This window comes from Clostridium sp. MSJ-8, assembly GCF_018918325.1.
Taxonomy (GTDB): domain Bacteria; phylum Bacillota; class Clostridia; order Clostridiales; family Clostridiaceae; genus Clostridium.
Genome location: NZ_JAHLQH010000034.1, coordinates 1 through 19137, shown reverse-complemented (window position 1 = coordinate 19137; position 19137 = coordinate 1). Strand labels below are relative to the sequence as shown.

Below are 19137 nucleotides of genomic sequence, written 5' to 3'. Positions count from 1 at the left end.
ACCTCACAGCATTTTTCTTAAACATTTTTTGCATATTATAGTTTTTCCATTATTACCAGTTACATAATCATCAGTTTTTTTATTACAAATAGAACATAATATTTTATCTTTAGTTGCACATATTTCACTACTTCTAGAAGAACTATTATTTGTAATATCTTTTTTTAATGATGTGTATATTTTAGGGGTTAGAGGAGTTGAATTTTTTTCGATTGAATAATTAATGTTATATATACTTTCAGCATATAATTCTAATTCAAACCTTGGATTTTCTTTATCATAATATTCCTCTGTTATAATTCTTCGTATTTGAGCATCATTAACTATAAGTCCACTCTTTTCAATTCCATCAAATATACTTTTGGTTATATTTATTGTATCAGGATGTCTCTTTTCACTTTTATAATAAACTCTAAGTATTGCAATTAAACTTTCTTCAAGTACTGTATTTGGATTTTGTAATCTTGCTGTATATGAGATTTCTTCTTCATATAGAGCATATCTATCATGATATTTACCTGAACTATTAGGAAGAATAGCTCTACCATTTTTATTATGTAATTTGAAGTTAGATTTAGTTATAGGCGAACCTAAAACTATAACTTTAGCATAATGACACATAAAAGCCTCCGTAAAAAAATATATATTTAAGAAAATAATTAAATTTTCTTAATAAAAAATGTAGTATTATAGTTAGTATAATTATTATATAATAAGATAATGTTGAATGTATAATAAAAATAATTTAAAATATTTTTCGAACATATAAATATGTATAATTTAGAAAAAGAGGAATAAATAATGGAAGAAAAATTAATTTTAGCAATAGAATCAAGTTGTGATGAAACATCAGCAGCAGTAATAAAAAATGGTAGAGAAGTATTATCTAATATAATATCTTCTCAGATAGCAACTCATACTATATATGGAGGAGTTGTGCCAGAAGTAGCATCTAGAATGCACATAGAAGTTATAGATAGTGTCGTTAAAGAAGCGTTAGAAGAAGCTAGTGTAACATTAGATGACATAGATGCAATAGGTGTAACATATGGACCTGGTTTAGTTGGAGCACTATTAGTAGGATTACAATATGCAAAAGGATTAGCATATGCTACTCATAAACCTTTAATTGGGGTTAATCATATAGAAGGACATATAAGTGCTAATTATTTAGAATATAATGATTTAAAACCACCATTTGTATCATTAGTTGTATCAGGAGGACATACTTTTATAGTTCATGTAAAGGATTATGGAGAATATGAGGTATTAGGTCAAACAAGAGATGATGCAGCAGGAGAGGCTTATGATAAAGTTGCAAGAGCAATAGGATTAGGATATCCAGGAGGTCCTAAGATAGATAAGCTAGCAAAAGAGGGAAATCCAGATGCAATAGCATTTCCTAGAGCAAACTTCCATGAAGAAACTCTTGATTTTTCATTTAGTGGTGTTAAGTCAGCTGTTTTAAATTACATAAATAAATGTAATATGCAGAAAAAAGAATATAATAGAGCTGATATAGCAGCATCTTTTCAAAAGTCAGTTGTAGAGGTTTTAAAAGATAATGTATTTAAAACTTGTAAGAAAAAAAATGTTAATAAGATAGCAATAGCAGGAGGAGTTGCTTCTAATTCTGCATTGAGAGAAGCATTAATTGAAGAGGGAAATAAGAGAGGAATAAAGATACTATTCCCTAAACCTATATTATGTACAGATAACGCAGCTATGATAGGTGCAGCAGCATATTATCAATTATTAAGAGGTAATATATCAAGTATGGATTTAAATGCAAAGCCCAATTTAAAGTTAGGAGAATAATCATGAAGAAAATAAATATGATTCCAGAATCCAATGGATTGTACAGGGTAAATATGAAGGAAAAGGTTAATAAAACTACTGTATGGAAAAGAATTGCTTTGGTTATAGTATGTATATTTATTTTTGGATTCTTATTTCAACAAGTATCTAATTTTATAGGAAATGAAAAGATAGCTTCATCGATATATTATGCTAAGGTAAATAACAATAAATATGAGTATAATTATGGTGGCTCTGGTCAATATAATTTAGTATTTGATGGAGATATAGGAACAACATTAGATCAATGGTCTGAGGTAGCAAGTGATGCTCAAAAAAATTATTCTGTTAGTACTTTTGTATATAATAGACAAGGTTATGGATTTAGTAATTTTTCTATGCAAAGAACTGTAGAGGAGCAAGCACAAGATTTAAAGATATTACTTAGAAAAGCAGGCATAACAAAGAATATTATATTGATTGGAGAAGGATATGGAAGTTTAGTTTTAACAAGTTTCGCTAAACAGTTTCCTGAAGTAGTAAGTGGAGTTATTCTAATTAATCCATTGAATGAAGATGAGATTAAGTCTGACAAGTTTAAAGAAAGCATAAAAGGAACTTATAGAAAGAGTAAGTTTGAGGTGTTCGGAACATATTTTGGAATAACAACATTATTAGAAAAGCTTAATATGGCATATAGTATTTCAGATTATGACAAGGTTTTTCAATATAAAGAAGCTAAAGAACAATATGATATTTTATCTAAACAAACAAATTATAGAAAAGCTATTTCTTCTGAATTTGGTAACTTATATAATTATGACTATAAATGTCAAGAAGAAGGGATATTATCGGATAAACCATTATATATAATTTCATCAGCTAAAGATGAAAAGTTGACTAAACTTGGTAGTGAAGAATTAACTACTGTTAAGAAGATAAAAGAATCTAAGGATATTTCAGTTATATCTAACAAGTCAGAAGTGTTAGATAGTATTAGTTCTATTCTAAAACAAAGAAAAAAGATAGATAAAAATAATTCACAAGGTTAATAGAATAAATTTCAATCATGACATATTAATGACATAAAAGGATTATATAATAAAGGTATCATATATGAGAGATAAGTTTTTATAAGTGTACATTAAAGATGTTATTCAAGGAGGAATTTATTATGAGTGAAAATAATAACAATAATATTTATTCAAATAATGAAAACAATAATGTAGAAAACAATGAAGAAGCATTAAATAATAGTACAAGTACTGTTGGAGAAGATAATAGTGAAGAAAGTACTTATCCATCAGGATACCAACAAGATGATATGTATTATAATAGAACTAATACAAATAGTTATAATGAAGATTCAACTAGTGGTTCTTCATATAATCAATCAACAAGCAATGAAAGTAATAATATGAATTATAGTGCAGATAGTAATAAATCTTCAAATAATCATAAGAGTAGTTTTAAGGATAAATTTAAGAAGAAACCAAAGGCTAAAAAAGTAAAAATAAAAAAATCAAATGGTAAGAGTAAAAAAGTAGCTAAGACTTGTGCTGCAGTGGCAGGGGTTGTAATTATTGCTTTTGGTGGTGGAATTATAGGTGGTTATTTGGCAAATACTAAAGCAGCATCATCAAATGGAACTAATACAACTAAAACAGTAAGTGCAAGCGATTATGCACCAGCAGAATTTTTAAATAGTTCTACTGATAATGATTCTACAACATTGACAGCAGCTGAAGCTATAGAAAAAGTAAAACCTGCTGTTGTAACAATATCAACTAAAACAATAGTTTCTTCTAGTAATAGTATTTTTTCTTCAGGACAACAAGAAGAACAAGAAGGAATAGGATCTGGATTCATAATTAATGAAGAAGGATATATATTAACTAATTATCATGTTGTTGAAGGTAGTACTGAAGTTAAAGTATTATTAAGTACAGGTGAAGAAGTAGATGCAACAGTTGTAAACTATGATGAAGAAAAAGATATAGCTATGGTTAAACTTGCAGATGGAACTAAAGTCCCTGGAGTAGCTGAACTTGGAAATTCTGATGCTGTATATGCTGGTGAAGAGGTAATTGCTATTGGTACTCCATTATCAAAAGAATTTTCAGCAACTAGTACAAAAGGTATTGTAAGTGCTGTAAACAGAGATGTTGAAACAGATACAGGTACAACTATGAATTTAATTCAAACAGATGCAGCTATTAACCCTGGTAATAGTGGTGGACCATTAATAAATACAAAAGGTCAAGTAATAGGAATTAATTCTATGAAGATTGTTGTAACAGAAGTAGAAGGAATAGGATTTGCAATTCCTATAAATGAGGCATCAGATAGAATTGAAACATTATCTAAACCTATAATTACATTAGGAATTTCTATAATTGAAATAACTGATGATTTAGCTAAGAAGAATGATTTACCATTAGGTTTGTATGTACAAGATGTAACAGATTTTTCAGCAGCACAAAAGGCAGGCATTAAGATAGGAGATGTTATTACTGAATTTAATGGTACAAGAATTAAGACTGCAGATGATTTAAGCACAGAAAAAGAAAAATTAAATGTAGGAGATACAGTTAAGGTTGTTGTAGAGAGAAATGATAAAGAAGTAACTCTAGAAATGACACTAGAATAAATTTAACATAAAATTGCACATTTATTTAATTTGGACATATTCTATACTATAAGATTTAAACAACGGAGGGTAAATTTATGAGCGGAAAGATAGCTATGAGTTCAGTATGTCCAAAGGAAAATCAACAGATAGAGGCTGTTATTAAGTTGCCTAGAGAAAACAGAGCAGTTATTCATGGAACAGTATTAGATTGCAATAACGAACCTGTTGCAGATGCAGTAGTTAAGTTATTCCAAATAGTAGATGGATGCAAAATACCATGTCCTATAACTCACACATTTACAGACCAATATGGTCAATTCTTACTAGGACCTTTATGTCCATGCAAGAAGTATATGATAAAAGTTTATAAAGATAACATTCAAATGAAATATATTCCATTAGATGTTGATTATTATGATGGAAAATGTATTGAAGCAAATAAGAAAATGTGTGCATGTGGAAGAAAAGATGATTGTTGCTGTAGAAAAGATGACTGGATGACAGAAAATGATTGTAAAAATAAATATTGCCACTAAAAAATAATAAATTTAATTAATGCAAGGCGTGTTCTCATTAGTTTGTATAAACAATGAGGCACGCCTCTTTTATTTTGTAGAAAATTAAAAAAACATTATGAATCTTTTTTTAATGTATTAAAAAAGAAGTTATAGGCATTAATTGTGTCAGTAGCAGTTTTGTCTAAAGAGAAATTTTTGCTTTGATTATAGCCTAAAAGACCATAATGGTTTCTTATATCAGTATCATTTATCATTTTAATAATAGAATTACTTAAATCATCTTTATCTAGAGGATTTATTAGCATTGCTGAGGAGTTAGTTACTTCAGGAATAGAAGATGTATTAGAAGTTATTACCGGACACATACAGGACATAGCTTCAAGAGGTGGTAGACCAAATCCTTCATATAAAGATGGATATACAAAACATTTACAAGCATTATAGAAAAGTGGCAATTCATTATATTTTATATAACCTAAAAATATAATTCTGTCAGATAACCCCAAAGAATGAACATAATCTATTAATTTATTTCCTTCATCTTTTATTGATCCAAGTAATAGAAGTTTATAATCAGATGGAATATCATTTAGTACTGATTGAAAAGAATCTATAAGCATTTTAACGTTTTTTCTTGTGCTAAAACCACCTAAGTATAGTATAAATGGAAAGTTAATGTTATATTTTTGATTTAACATATTAGAACAATTCTTTTTTGATAATGGTTTAAATGAAGCATTTGCAAATAAAGGTGTAACAATTATTTTATCTGATGGACAACTTGGAAAGAATTTTAATATATCATTTTTTGAATGATTTGAAACTGTTAGTATTCCTTTTGAAGAGTTAATAATAGTAGGCATATCTTTTAGAAATTTTTGGAGATATCCAGTGCCTACAGTTTCTGGCATTATATAAGGAATTAAATCATGTATTGTAACAACTGTGTTTACATCTGAATTAGGACATAAACCAATGCCATTTTGGGGAATATGATATAGATCTATTTTATTATCATGAATGTATTTAGGAATAAAATTTTTTTCGAAAAAAGTATTGTTTCTAGATGATACAAGACAAAGCTTATTTAAAGAGTTAGTTGGAAATTTGCTATAATCTCCAGTCCAAAAAAATTTGATATCTAAATCATCTTTGTTTATTAACACATCAACAAGGTTTTTAGTATAAGTTCCTATGCCAGTACCAGAATGTATAGTAGCACTTCTAGAATCCATTGCAATTTTCATTGAAAAACATCCTTAAAAAACAAGTTATTATATAGAATATTAATATTTATAATAAATGTGAATGTACAAACAATAAATTATATACATATAATAAATAAAAAAATATAGTGAGGAATGTAGATGGAGAATGAAACTATTAAAGAAATCCTTAAAGAAAATTATAATTTAGAAACAAGAACAATAAAAAAAGTAAAAAATGTATATAAGATAGAAACAGAAGAAGCAATATATTGTTTAAAGGTCATAAAATACAATTTTAAGCATTTCAGATTTATAATGTCAGCTATTAATTATTTACAAGATAGAGAGTTTCATTATATACCTACGATAATTAGAACTATAAATGATAAAGAATATGTAAATGTAGGAGAAAATTATGCATATCTTACAAAGTGGATTATAGGAAGAGAGAGTAATTATGATAATCCATATGAGTTAGAGTTGGTTTCAAAGAAGCTAGCAGAATTACATTTAGCTAGCGAAGGTTTTAATATGAATAGTGCTATTATGGAGCCTAGGATAGGTTGGTTTACATGGATAGATGTATTTAAAACTAGAAAGAATGAGATTATTGATTTTGGTAAAAGAATAAATCAAAAAGCATATAAGGATAGGTTTGATAACATGTATTGTGAATGTTTGAGTAGAGAGATTGATAGAGCTGAAGAATCAATAAAGAATCTTGTAAATTCAGATTATTATAGAATAATGGATAAAGAGGTTATAAAAAAGGGATTTTGTCATCATGATTATGCTAATCATAATTTAATAATAAGTAATAAGGAAATTAATGTTATAGATTTTGATTATTGCATCTTAGATTCATCTATACATGATGTATGTTCACTACTTATAAGGGCTATGAGACATAGGAAATGGGGTAAGAGAAAGGCTGAAATTATAATTAATAGTTATTCAAACATTAATGAAATTGATAAGGAAATGTATCCGTTAATGAGAGAATTTATTAGATTTCCACAGGAGTTTTGGCAAATAGGGCTTCAGAGGTATTGGGAACAACAACCTTGGCAAGAAGAAATATTTATTAATAAATTACAAAGATATATAGATGATACTGAAGATAGAAGTGAATTTATAGAAGAATTTTTTTAATTATCAAGTAAGGAGTGATATATATAAAGGAATTGACTTTGTTTGAATACTTACAAGATAAGGATGTAGTGGTTTGCAATAGAACATTTAAAGATTCATTTATTGAGAATGAAGAAAATATATACAATCAAATAATAACAGCTCATGAACTTCATAGAATTTTAATGGGCTACTATATTAATGGGACTACAAGAATAAGTAGTACTGTAGGTAAAAAAATAGAAAAAACTAAGGTTATATTAAAAATATTAGAAGATGAAATGATAAAAAATAAAGAAAAATCTAATAATGATTTGATGAAAAACTTCCTTTTAGAAAATGGAGAAAATATAATAAAAAAAGCTAAGGAAGGATTAATGAAAGTTGAATGTATAAGTTATAGAGAATTAATAAAAAGAAGTATGAGAAAAAATGAAATGTGCCTAGGAAAAATAGATAGGAGTAACTTGAGAGTTAGAGAATCTATAGAGATAGGAAGAGTTAAATATATTAGTTATAATATGGTGGAAGAAGATATATATAGTTATATTAAGCAATTAAATATTAATGGAAATAAAGAAAAATATATAGATTTTTATGTCGATATTGCAAAGCTTACTGAAAAAAGTAAACAATATATATTAGCATTAATGAGCATACCAATGGATACATTGAAATTGTTTGGAAGATATAAAAAGCATGAAGCAGGGTATAGTAATAGTAAACTTATTAGGATACTAGATAGTATGCAAGAGGCTTATAATTTAGAGGTATTGGAGGGATAAGATGGCAACAATAGAAAAGGAATATTTAACTAGCTATGATTTAAGTGCAGATTTTTTTAGGGAATTAGGAGTTAATGTTATAGATATTGTACCACTTAGAAAGGTTTTTGTATTAAAAACTACTGAAGGAAATAAAATATTAAAAAAAATGAATTGTGATGTTGATAGAATAAATTTTATAAATTGGTGTATTAATAGCCTAGATAATAAGAATATCATCAAATTTAAAATATTTGATGATAAAAGGTGTTATAAAAAATGGAAAGACAATAATTATGTTTTAATGGATGTTATAAATGGGCGTGAAGCAAATTTCTCTAATGAAGTTGAATATGAAATGGCTATAGCGCTAATTGCAGATATACATGAAAAGGGAAAACAAATATTAGATTTAAATATAAAAAATAAAAAAGAAGATAGTTTAATAGAGAAATATAATAAAAAGATTGTTAGTTTAAAAAAAATAAAAGAATGGGTAAATGAATATGAATATAAGAATGAATTCGATAAAACATTTTTAAATAATGTAAATAGGTATTTAATAAATATAGAAGAGGCTATAGATATTCTTAAATGTAGTGATTATGAAATAGATAGGGAAGCAAATAAAAAGATTACTATATGTCATAATGATTTAATAGAGCATAATTTTCTAATAGATAATGAAAAGATGAGTTTAATTGATTTTGATTATGTGACAATAGATTTAAGAAGTATGGATATTGCAGATATTATTGTAAAAGGAATTAAAAATTCATATTTTGAATATAAAAAAGCTAAAAGAGCTATAGATAGATATGATGCTCAAAACAGTTTGATGGATAATGAATATAAGTATATATATGCCATGATAACTTATCCGAGAGATTTTGTATCTATAATAGAGAATTATTATTACAAGAGAAAAATGTGGGAATATCAAACGTATATTAATAGATTAAATAATAAATTAGAATTAGATAAATATAGATTAGAATTTTTAGATGAATATAAAAAAGAATATTTGTGATATTAACTAAGGCAGGTTTCAAGTTTTGATATTTAGAAACCTGCTTTTTGTAATTATTTAAGCATGTCATTAAAAGCATCAAGTGTTTTTGTAGCTGTATTTTCCCAAGAATATTCCATGCTGTTAACCAAGCTTTTTTGCATCATATTTAGCATTAGTTTTTTATCTTGTAATACATTTTCAATTGCATTTTTTAGCTCATATATATCATAAGGGTTTATTAAGATTGCAGCATCATTACATATTTCAGGAAGAGAAGTTACATTAGAAGTTATAACAGGGGTAGCACATGCCATAGCTTCTAGGGGTGGTAAGCCAAAACCTTCATAAAAAGAAGGATAAACTAAAACTTCAGAACCATTATAAAATATAGGGAGATCTTTAAGAGGAATAAAGTCTGTAAAAACTACTGAGTCTGATATATTAAGTTCTTCTGTACGTTTTTTATATTTAGAATAAGAAGGACCTTTTCTTCCAGTAATTACAAGGTTATAATCTTTACGAAGATTAGGATTTAATAGTGAAAAAGCTTCTATTAATCCTAATATATTTTTCCTAGGACTTAATCCTCCAACATATAAAATAAAATTATTATTAATTCCGTATGTTTGCTTAAGATATTTTTTACATATATTTTTGCTCATAGGAACATAAATTTCTTCTGCTGCTAGATGAGTTACATATATTTTTTCTTTTGGAAAGTTAAATTCTTTTGCAATATCTGATTTAGAGTAATTAGAAACAGTTATTATGCCTTCACAATTCTTAAGAATTGAGGGAAGCTCATCATTAAAAATTCTGAGGTATTTATCGCTAACGGTTTCTGGCAATTTTATTGGAATTATATCATGTAAAGTTATTGATTTTTTACACTTAATATCATTTGATAAACCAACTCCATTTTGAGGAACATGATATAAATCTACATTACAGTTATTTAGAGAATTTGGAATTCTAACTTTATCCCAAAATGCATTATCTGAATTGTTATAAGTTGATTCTATATGAAAGTTATTTCTTAAATTTTTAAGAGAAGAACCATCAGATAGAAAAATATGATAATCATTAAGTGAATCAATTTGGTTTAAACTAGAAATTAGTTGATAGGTATAAGTTCCGATTCCAGTACCACGATACCAGTTTGCAGCTCTTCCATCTATTCCAATTTTCATGATGTGTCCTTTCTCAATTACTATCAGTTTATTATATTAAAAATATAGTCCTTTTGTTAATAAAATGGATTTAAATTACATATAGATATATAGGAGGTGAGAAGTTATGATGCGTGAATTTGAAATAGAGAGGCAATTCAATATAAAGATTGAAACAATAAAAGCTAATAAAGGAGTATATTATCTTAAGACTAACAAAGGTGAAAGATGTTTAAAAAGAATAAATTATGGGCCTCAGAAACTTTTATTTGTATATGGTGCAAAAGAACATTTAATAAAGAATGGATTTAAAAATGTAGATGAATATTTTATTAACGTAGAGGGAGAGCCATATGCATTAGTAAATGAAGATTTATATACATTATCTGAATGGCTAGGTGGGAGAGAATGTGATTTTCACAATATAGAAGAAGTAAGATTAGCAGCAAAAACATTGGCAACTATGCATGAAGCTTCAAAAGGGTATGAGCCACCAGAAAATTCTAAATTAAAGAGTGATCTAGGAAGATGGAATCATCTTATGGAAAAGAGAGTCAAATCATTAGATAAGATGAGAGATATGTTAAGGAAGAAGAATAATAAAAGCGATTTTGATATGATATATATGAAATCCATGGAATTTTATAAGGAAATGGGCAAAAAGGCCTTAGATACATTGAATCAATCTTCTTATTATGAGTTATGTGCATTAGCAGAAGCTGAAAAAAGTTTCTGTCATCATGATTTTACTTATCATAATATTATATTAAATGATAAGAATGATGTTTATATAATTGATTTTGATTTTTGTAAAAGAGAATTAAGAACATTTGATATAGCTAATTTCATGATTAAGGTACTTAAAAGAGTGGACTGGGATATGTCTTTTGCAAGTGCAATAATTGAAGCATATAATTCAGTTTCAAAGTTGTCTGATGAAGAATATAAGGTATTATATGCCTTTTTACAATTCCCTCAGAGATATTGGAGATTAGCTAATAGATATTATTATAATGAGGTTAATTGGGGGCAGAATACATTTTATAAAAAGTTACAAGGAATAGTTGATGAAAAAGAACAATATCTAAAATTATTAGATGAGTATGAACAAGAATATCTATAAGAAATTATATTAAATTTTCTAATGACTAGTATTAATGTTGTGTGTACCAATAAATTGCATAATTTTATTAAGAATTTGTAAATAAAAAATTAAGTTAGCTAAATGTTGTAAACTTGCTAAAGCTTGAATAGTGCAACATTTTAAATGCTAACTTAATTTTTTGATTTTTGGTCCCAAAAAATAATTTGATGAATATAATAGATTAATCAATTAAGTTTTATTGGTATTATTATGAATATAGGAGATATAGTAGTAAGAAGGTCTTATGATAAGGATATATCTTTTAAAATAATAGATATAAAAGAAAATAATAATAAGAGGACATATTTGTTAAAAGGAATAAATGTTAGGATAATTGCGGATTCTAATGAAGAAGATTTAGAAAGAGTTGAGGAGAACTATTTAGGAGAACAGGATAAAATATTAAATAGAAAAGTATCTAAGGTAGTTAATAAAGCTATAGGAGCAAGAAATACTAGTTTAAAAAGAAATATAGCAGAAAGTGAAAAAAAAAACATAAAATATGATGATAAATACTTTGGAAGACCAGGAAAAATACTTCATATAGATGGGGATGTAGAATATTTAGAAACATGCTTAAAGGTGTATAAGCAGCTATCTTTAGATGTTGTTGGAATGGCTATTGCAGAAAGAAAACAACATAAAGTAATTGTAGATTTAGTGAAAGATATAAAACCTGATATAGTAGTTTTAACAGGCCATGATGGGGTAATAAAGAATTCAAAAGATTATTTAGATGTTAATTGCTATAGAAATTCAAAGTATTATATTGAAGCTGTTAGAGCGCTTAGAAATTATATTCCTAGTTATGATGAATTAGTTATATTTGCAGGAGCTTGTCAAAGTTGTTATGAAGGAATGCTAGATGCAGGAGCAAATTTTGCTTCTAGCCCTAGTAGGGTGCTTATACATTGTTTAGATCCTGTATTTATATGTGAAAAAATAGCATATACAAAAATAGATGAAGTTGTGTCTATAAAGGATGTTATTGATAATACAATTACAGGTAATAGGGGGATAGGCGGACTTCAAACAAGAGGGAAATATAGGGAGGGATATCCAAAGTCTTACTATATATGATAAAGATGAATAAAAAAATATATTGGGGAAATAATAAAAGTAAAGAATGTTTTAAAATTTTAAAAAGTGTATAACAATATACGATATCATATTGACATTGGGGACTATAGGTGATAAAATTATATATTTTGCTTGACATAAGCAAGAAGGTAATGTATAATATTGGATAGAAAGAGGGTGTTTGAGTGGACAGGAATATTACAATAGATAATATTAAAAAAGACATTGAGAACCATTTGGGTGAAAAAGTGACACTTAGAGCAAATGGCGGTAGAAAGAAAATATTAGTCAATGATGGAATTATTGAAGGTGCATATCCAAGCATCTTTGTGGTTAGATTAGACAGTGACACTCAAAGAAAGGTTACTTATAGTTATTCAGATGTATTAACTAAGACAGTGCAGTTAGTTTTTAACTAATTTTGAGAACATTTTTTTTAGGCTTCCTAGACAACTAGGAAGTTTTTTTTTACTCTTTAGGAAATAATATAAAATTTAAATTTTCCAATAACATGTGTAAATTGCATAGTGTTATTAGGAATTTTGATAAAGATATGTCTTCAATAATGAAAATGGAATTAGTTTCTTAAACTTCTCAGTTCCCATTATATTTATACTTTGGCGTTATATCCACATATTTTAAATTCATATAATTTTTTATAGGATAAAAAAAGAAAGATGGTGGGTTTCCATCTTTCAACTATGGTATAAAAGGGTATTGAGAATTTATGAGAGGTTATATGGTCAATAACCATCTTTATAATACGACAAATTTATAATAGTGTCAACAATATTTTGAAAAAAAATATTTTTTTTTATTTTTATAGGAGAAAAATGAAAATAATCAAACTATAATGGGAAAAAATAAAAAAAAGCAATTTAAAACGCGAATTATGAAGATGGAAGTTTAATTGTTGATGTATATAAATTAAAATAAATGGGGAATATTTCTTGATTAATGTATATATAATTAGTAGAAGAGAATTTTTTTTGGAGGAATAACAATGCCAAGCTTAGAGGTGGAGAGAGAGAATATATTATCTCAAGAATTATTAAAAGAAGAAAGTTATAGTTTTACAATAAAAGAAGAATATTTAATACCAGATACTCATCCTGATGTAATGGAAGTTTTATTAGTGGAAGCAAATCCTACAGTGCTTCAAACTGAGATAACTAATAATAAGGGAATAATTGACGGTAAGATAGAATACAACGTTATTTATTTACCAAGAGAAGAAGAAGCAATATTGAATTCTGTAAAATATACAGAAAAGTATAATGATAGTTTTAACATAGATATTATGGAACATAGTATAGAATGTGCAACAGAGTGCAGGATTGAACATATTAATGCAGTAGTTATTAATGAGAGAAAGATACAGATTGAAACAAAGATTATAGCAAATGTATATATTTTTAGAAATATAGATTTTTCTATAGTCAAGGAAATGAATTCATCAGGTTATGTTCAGGTCTTGAAGGAAGAAGAAAAAATAAATAGATTGATAGAAGATAAAGTTATTGATATGAATAGCAAATCTATAATAAGAGTTGGTATGGATAAGCCTCAAATAGAAAAGATTATAAGTTCATCAGCTAGACTATCGAAGAAAGAAGTTAAGGTAATGGATGATAAGATAGAAATATCTTGTTATTGCAAAATAAAAATTCTATATTCAAGTAATGAATCAAAAGAGTTGATAAAATTAGAAGATGAAGTATACGTGTCTAACGAAAAAGAAATAAATGGTGTTACTGTTGATATGTTGTCATATTCTAAATTTGATATAGATAGTTTACAGTTAATAATTGAAGAAGATGATTTAGGCGAAGCTAGAATAGTAAATTCTGATATATCAATTAAATGCAATATAAATATTTTTAGTAATGATAGAATAGAAATGATAAAAGATGCTTATTCAACTAAATTTCCTATAGAATTAGAGAAAGAAGAACAAAAAATATCTTTAATTCATAGTATAAAGAATTTAGAATTTACAATAAAAGATAATATTCATCTAAGAGAAGGGGATTTTAGACCGGAAGAAATAGAAATTATTACAGGTAATGTATTAATTAATAAAAAAGATATAGTAGATAATAAGATAAATATAGATGGAAATATGTTGGTAAATGTGTTATATAAAACATCTGAATCAGAAAAAGGGTTTGCATCTATAGCTGAGACAATTCCTATATCAACAACTTTAGAGATACCTGAATTAAGGGATAGTGTAAAGTATATAATTAATTGTGACATGGAGCAGATAGAAGGTAATATAGAGGCTAGTACAATAGCTATAAAAGTTAGTTTGGCTGTATGTGCAAAGGGCAGTTATAGTATTAATAAGAATATTATTACTAATGTAATTCAAGGCGAAGGAGAGTTAGAAAAACCTAAATCAAGTATTATAATTTATGTTTTAGATGAAGATGAAACATTATGGAATATAGCAAAAAAATTTAATACAACTATAGATGAATTAATTAAGTTGAATACTATTACAGATTCAGAAGATATTAGTAAGGGTGAAAAAATATTAATTCCAGGAAGAGCTCTATTTACTAATTAAATAAGGAAAAAGATTAAGCTATGCATAGATATTTATGCATAGCTTTCTTAGTAATAAAAGAAAAATTCAATGTTAGTTGGTTTCATTAATATTATATTTTTTTATTTATTAGTGTTAATAACGTTTAAATAGTACAACATTTTTAACGCTAACTTAATTTTTTAGCATTTATGAATAATAATCGGAAAACAGGGGAAAATTAAAAAAGCAAGATATGAGGTGATAAAATTGATTAATAATTCAAGTGGCAACTTAATAATTATCGGAGGTGCAGAAGATAAAAATGGTAAGAAGGAAATATTGAAGAAGGTATGTGAATGTATAGATAAGGATAAAGATCAACTATTAATAGCCACTATAGCAACAGAATATCCAGAAGAAGTAGCAAATAAGTATACTGATGTTTTTTCGAGTTTAGGAGTTAAGAACATCGAGATATTAGATATAAATAGCAGAAGTGAAGCATTTGTAGATAATAATATAGAATTAGTGTCTAGATCTAAAGCTATTTTTTTTACAGGAGGAGATCAACTTAGAATAACTAGTTTATTAGGAGGAACTCCTGTATATAAGAAGATTTTAGACGCTTATAATAATGGAGCACATATAGTAGGAACGTCAGCAGGGGCCTCTGTTATGAGTAATACTATGATTGTTGAAGGAGAAGATGATGAAGATCCTAGAAAGTGTATATTGAAGATGGCTCCAGGACTTGGACTTGTAGATAATATAATAATAGATCAACATTTTGTACAGAGAGGAAGAATAGGAAGATTATTAACTGGTGTCGCACAAAATCCTCAAGTATTAGGAATAGGTATAGATGAGAACACAGCAATAATTTTAAGAAAAGATGGAACTATCAAGGTTCTTGGAAGCGGTGCAGTATATTTTATAGATGGAAGTGAGATATCATACAGTAATATATCAGAACAGCATAGTGACGAAGTTCTTAGTATATTCAATGTAAGGATACACGTATTAAAGAATGGAGATAGATATAATTTAGAGAGTAATGCACCATTTGAGGAAGGAAATAGGTAAAATGAAGATTATTAATTATAAAGTTTTTGAAGGAAAAAATATATATTCACATAAGAAATGTATAAGAATGGAGGTAGATTTATGCGGTTATTGCGATATACCAAGTAAGGATATTCCAGACTTTAATTTAGATTTAGTATATATGTTACCAGAGTTACAGTCACATAGATGTGGAATAGATGAGGATTTTGGATTTTTAAAAAGATTAGAAGAAGGTACTTATTTAACACATATATGTGAACATATAATAATAGCTATACAAAATAAATTAGGACTTGAAGTAGCTTATGGTAAATCAAGAGAAATACAAGGTGATATATATTACATGATATTTCAATATGAATATCCTAAAGTAGCATTAGAAACTGCAAAATTAGCTGTAGATATAATTAATTCATTAATTAACAAAGAAAAAATAGATTTTAATTTAAGATATGAATTACTAAAACAAATTTTAGCTAATGAAATTATTGGACCTAGTACAAAAGCTATACAAATTGCTGCTAATAGATATGGATTGCCTATGACTAAGCTTGGAGATGGTGATTTCTATCAAATTGGATATGGAAAGCAAGGAAGGATAATAGAAGGAACAATAGGGTATAGTACCAAATGCATAGCGGCAGATATTTCTTGTGATAAGCTATTAACTAAACAATTATTGGATATTCAAAATATTCCTGTTGCTAAAGGAGTGAAGGTTAATAATGTGATTAATCTTATTAAGGATGGAGAAAAATTAGGATATCCATTAGTACTTAAACCAAGATACGGCAATAAAGGAAAGGGAATCTTTTTAAACATTAAAGATGAAAGAGAATTAATTGATGCGTATAACCAAATTAAAGATAAATATCAAGATATAATATTAGAAAAAAATATAATTGGTAATGATTATAGAGTATGTGTTGTGGGTAATGAGGTCGTAGCAGTTTCTCTTAGAAAACCTCCATTTATTATAGGGGATGGTATTAATACTATTAGGACTCTTATATCTAATATGAATAAGGATCCTAATAGAGGTTATGACCATGAAAAACCATTAACTAAAATTAAAGTTAGTGATGAATTAATATATACCCTAGAGAAACAAGGATATAATTTAAGTGATATATTGGAGGTTGGAGCAAAGGTTTATCTTAGAGAAAATGCAAATTTATCAACTGGAGGATTTGCTATAGACTGTACAGATAAGATATGTGATGAAAATAAGAAGTTATGTATAAGAGCTGCAAAAGCTGTAGGTTTAGATATATGTGGGATAGATATAAAATCAAAGGATATATCTAGACCTCTCTACGAGCAAGGAGTAGTTGTTGAGGTTAATGCATCTCCAGGAATACGAATGCATTTATATCCAACTGTAGGCAAGGTTAGAGATATAGGAGAAGCAATTCTTAATATGCAATATAATGGAGTTCCTCATAATATTCCTATTATATCTGTCACAGGAACTAATGGCAAAACAACAACAACAAGATTAATTTCATATATTTTAAGAAATATGGGATACAATGTGGGAATGACAACTACAGAAGGAATATATATAGGTGATGAATGTATAGAAAGAGGAGATACAACAGGTTTTTGTAGTGCAAAAGCTGTATTATTAAACAAAGATGTGGATGTAGCAGTTTTGGAAACGGCTAGGGGCGGAATTATAAGAAAAGGATTGGCATATGATGAAGCTGATGTGGCAGTAATTACAAATATAACTGAAGATCACTTAGGGCTTGATTCTATTGAGAGTATGGAAGATTTAGCTTTTGTAAAATCGTTAGTAGGTGAAGCGGTTAGAGAGGAAGGGCATGTAGTAATAAATGCTGATGATGAATGGAGTAAAAAGATATTAGATAGAATAGTAGCAAAGAAAATATATTTTTCAAAGGATAAATATAATCCATTGTTTAAAGATAATAGTGAAGATTCAATTAATGTTTATATAGATAATGGTACACTATATGTTAGAAATGCTCAAAAGGAATATAAAATAATAAGTATCGATAAGATTCCTATTACATTAAATGGCGTGTTAGAATTTAATGTGGAAAATGTTATGGCTGCTTGTGCTGCACTTGTTGCAATAGGAGTAGATTATTGTATGATAGCAAAAGGATTAAAGTCATTTAAGTTAAATAGAGAATGTAATAATGGAAGGTTTAATATATACAATATTAATGGTATAGAAATAATATTAGATTATGGACACAATATTGATGGATATACTAGAATTTTTGAAGCAATAAATAGATTAGATAAGAATAAAGTTATAGGTGTAGTTGGGGTACCAGGAGATAGAAATGATAATAATATAAGACGAATAGGTGAAATATGTGCTGATAATTTAGATGTAATCATTGTTAAGGAAGATAATGATAGAAGAGGTAGGGCAGTAGGAGAAGTTATTTCATTAATAGAAGAAGGAATAAAAAATATAGATGTCAATAAGAAGGTAATAGATATATTAGATGAAAGAGAAGCATTAAGAAAGGCGTTAAGTATAGCGAATCCAGGAGATATAGTAATAGTATTCTATGAAGAAATAGATAAGTTAATTGAAGTAATAAAGGAACAGGAAAATCATATGGATTCATCAGAAATAGTAGAAGGTTATACAAGCGTTTAAATTTAATAATTTAATTACTTTTTAGAGGTTCGCCAAACACAGAAATATCTAAATTCATAAATGCTTATAAATCAGCAAGTAGCAGGCTTATAAAAAAGGAATATCAGACTATAAAAAAACAGTTGTGGAAAGAATATTTTTGGAGTAGAGGCTAATGTTTGTTAACTACTGGTGGAGCACTTATTGAAATAGTGAGAAAGTATATTGATAATAAGGGAGTGAAATAATGCTTAAAACTTATAATTGTTCCGCTAGGAACATTGACCAAGAAGCTCCCCCTTCTATAAGTGGCGAGTAGTTCACTTCAGTAAATGAATTGAGCAGTAATAAAGAGTAAATAATTTTCGAGTTAATAATCTCCATAAATGTAATAAATTATGGTATAATTATATTAGGAAAAACCTTAATTTTACTATGTTTATGGAGATTTTATTATGATA

The 19137-nt window shown here is 27.2% G+C and carries 16 protein-coding genes and 1 pseudogene; 14 read left to right on the top strand and 3 right to left on the bottom strand.

The window, feature by feature from the left end:
* Nucleotides 1-3: 3 nt before the first annotated feature.
* A complete protein-coding gene (locus KQI77_RS07090; RefSeq protein WP_216389722.1) occupies nucleotides 4-621 on the bottom strand; it encodes a RusA family crossover junction endodeoxyribonuclease in 618 nt (205 codons plus the stop codon).
* Between the two features lie 180 nt (nucleotides 622-801).
* On the opposite strand from KQI77_RS07090, the gene tsaD reads away from it, so the two are divergent.
* The 4 genes from tsaD to KQI77_RS07070 all read left to right on the top strand — a co-directional run bounded on the left by tsaD (nucleotide 802) and on the right by KQI77_RS07070 (nucleotide 4965).
* Nucleotides 802-1818 carry a tRNA (adenosine(37)-N6)-threonylcarbamoyltransferase complex transferase subunit TsaD gene (gene tsaD, locus KQI77_RS07085; protein WP_216389721.1) on the top strand — a complete coding sequence of 339 codons (1017 nt, stop codon included), beginning with the start codon at nucleotides 802-804 and terminating at the stop codon, nucleotides 1816-1818.
* A 2-nt stretch (nucleotides 1819-1820) separates the two neighbouring features.
* Nucleotides 1821-2849: an alpha/beta hydrolase gene (locus tag KQI77_RS07080; RefSeq protein ID WP_216389720.1), complete on the top strand. Its 1029-nt coding sequence runs from the start codon at nucleotides 1821-1823 to the stop codon at nucleotides 2847-2849.
* Nucleotides 2850-2971: 122 nt separating this feature from the next.
* Nucleotides 2972-4447, top strand: coding sequence for a S1C family serine protease (locus KQI77_RS07075; RefSeq protein ID WP_253289379.1), 1476 nt, complete (start codon nucleotides 2972-2974; stop codon nucleotides 4445-4447).
* 77 nt (nucleotides 4448-4524) lie between these two features.
* Nucleotides 4525-4965, top strand: coding sequence for a carboxypeptidase-like regulatory domain-containing protein (locus KQI77_RS07070; protein ID WP_253289378.1), 441 nt, complete (start codon nucleotides 4525-4527; stop codon nucleotides 4963-4965).
* Between the two features lie 95 nt (nucleotides 4966-5060).
* Here KQI77_RS07070 and KQI77_RS07065 read toward each other — a convergent pair whose 3' ends face one another.
* Nucleotides 5061-6194 (bottom strand): glycosyltransferase family 1 protein, encoded by a 1134-nt coding sequence (locus KQI77_RS07065; protein WP_216389719.1) that lies wholly within the window; start codon nucleotides 6192-6194, stop codon nucleotides 5061-5063.
* 120 nt (nucleotides 6195-6314) lie between these two features.
* Here KQI77_RS07065 and KQI77_RS07060 point away from each other — a divergent pair, with 120 nt between their 5' ends.
* From KQI77_RS07060 to KQI77_RS07050, 3 genes are read left to right on the top strand one after another with little or no spacing between them, the layout of a single operon-like run.
* Nucleotides 6315-7307, top strand: coding sequence for a CotS family spore coat protein (locus KQI77_RS07060; RefSeq protein WP_216389718.1), 993 nt, complete (start codon nucleotides 6315-6317; stop codon nucleotides 7305-7307).
* 38 nt (nucleotides 7308-7345) lie between these two features.
* A complete protein-coding gene (locus KQI77_RS07055; RefSeq protein WP_216389717.1) occupies nucleotides 7346-8071 on the top strand; it encodes a hypothetical protein in 726 nt (241 codons plus the stop codon).
* A gap of 1 nt (nucleotide 8072) precedes the next feature.
* Nucleotides 8073-9080 carry a CotS family spore coat protein gene (locus KQI77_RS07050; protein WP_216389716.1) on the top strand — a complete coding sequence of 336 codons (1008 nt, stop codon included), beginning with the start codon at nucleotides 8073-8075 and terminating at the stop codon, nucleotides 9078-9080.
* 53 nt (nucleotides 9081-9133) lie between these two features.
* Here the strand turns inward: KQI77_RS07050 and KQI77_RS07045 are convergent, their stop codons facing one another.
* Nucleotides 9134-10252: a glycosyltransferase family 1 protein gene (locus KQI77_RS07045; protein WP_216389715.1), complete on the bottom strand. Its 1119-nt coding sequence runs from the start codon at nucleotides 10250-10252 to the stop codon at nucleotides 9134-9136.
* A 106-nt stretch (nucleotides 10253-10358) separates the two neighbouring features.
* Here KQI77_RS07045 and KQI77_RS07040 point away from each other — a divergent pair, with 106 nt between their 5' ends.
* The 7 genes and pseudogenes from KQI77_RS07040 to tnpA form a co-directional block, all read left to right on the top strand.
* Nucleotides 10359-11354: a CotS family spore coat protein gene (locus KQI77_RS07040; RefSeq protein WP_216389714.1), complete on the top strand. Its 996-nt coding sequence runs from the start codon at nucleotides 10359-10361 to the stop codon at nucleotides 11352-11354.
* Between the two features lie 231 nt (nucleotides 11355-11585).
* Nucleotides 11586-12455, top strand: coding sequence for a sporulation peptidase YabG (gene yabG, locus KQI77_RS07035; RefSeq protein WP_216389713.1), 870 nt, complete (start codon nucleotides 11586-11588; stop codon nucleotides 12453-12455).
* 185 nt (nucleotides 12456-12640) lie between these two features.
* Nucleotides 12641-12874: a Veg family protein gene (locus tag KQI77_RS07030; protein WP_216389712.1), complete on the top strand. Its 234-nt coding sequence runs from the start codon at nucleotides 12641-12643 to the stop codon at nucleotides 12872-12874.
* Nucleotides 12875-13458: 584 nt separating this feature from the next.
* Nucleotides 13459-15027, top strand: a complete 1569-nt coding sequence (locus KQI77_RS07025; protein WP_216389711.1) for an SPOCS domain-containing protein — start codon at nucleotides 13459-13461, stop codon at nucleotides 15025-15027.
* A gap of 228 nt (nucleotides 15028-15255) precedes the next feature.
* A complete protein-coding gene (locus KQI77_RS07020; protein ID WP_216389710.1) occupies nucleotides 15256-16071 on the top strand; it encodes a cyanophycinase in 816 nt (271 codons plus the stop codon).
* Nucleotide 16072: 1 nt separating this feature from the next.
* The gene (cphA, locus tag KQI77_RS07015) at nucleotides 16073-18697 is read left to right on the top strand and encodes a cyanophycin synthetase (RefSeq protein WP_216389709.1); all 2625 of its coding nucleotides are present in this window, start codon (nucleotides 16073-16075) and stop codon (nucleotides 18695-18697) included.
* 8 nt (nucleotides 18698-18705) lie between these two features.
* Nucleotides 18706-18924, top strand: a pseudogene (gene tnpA, locus KQI77_RS07010) (IS200/IS605 family transposase); the annotation flags it as partial.
* Nucleotides 18925-19137: the final 213 nt, after the last annotated feature.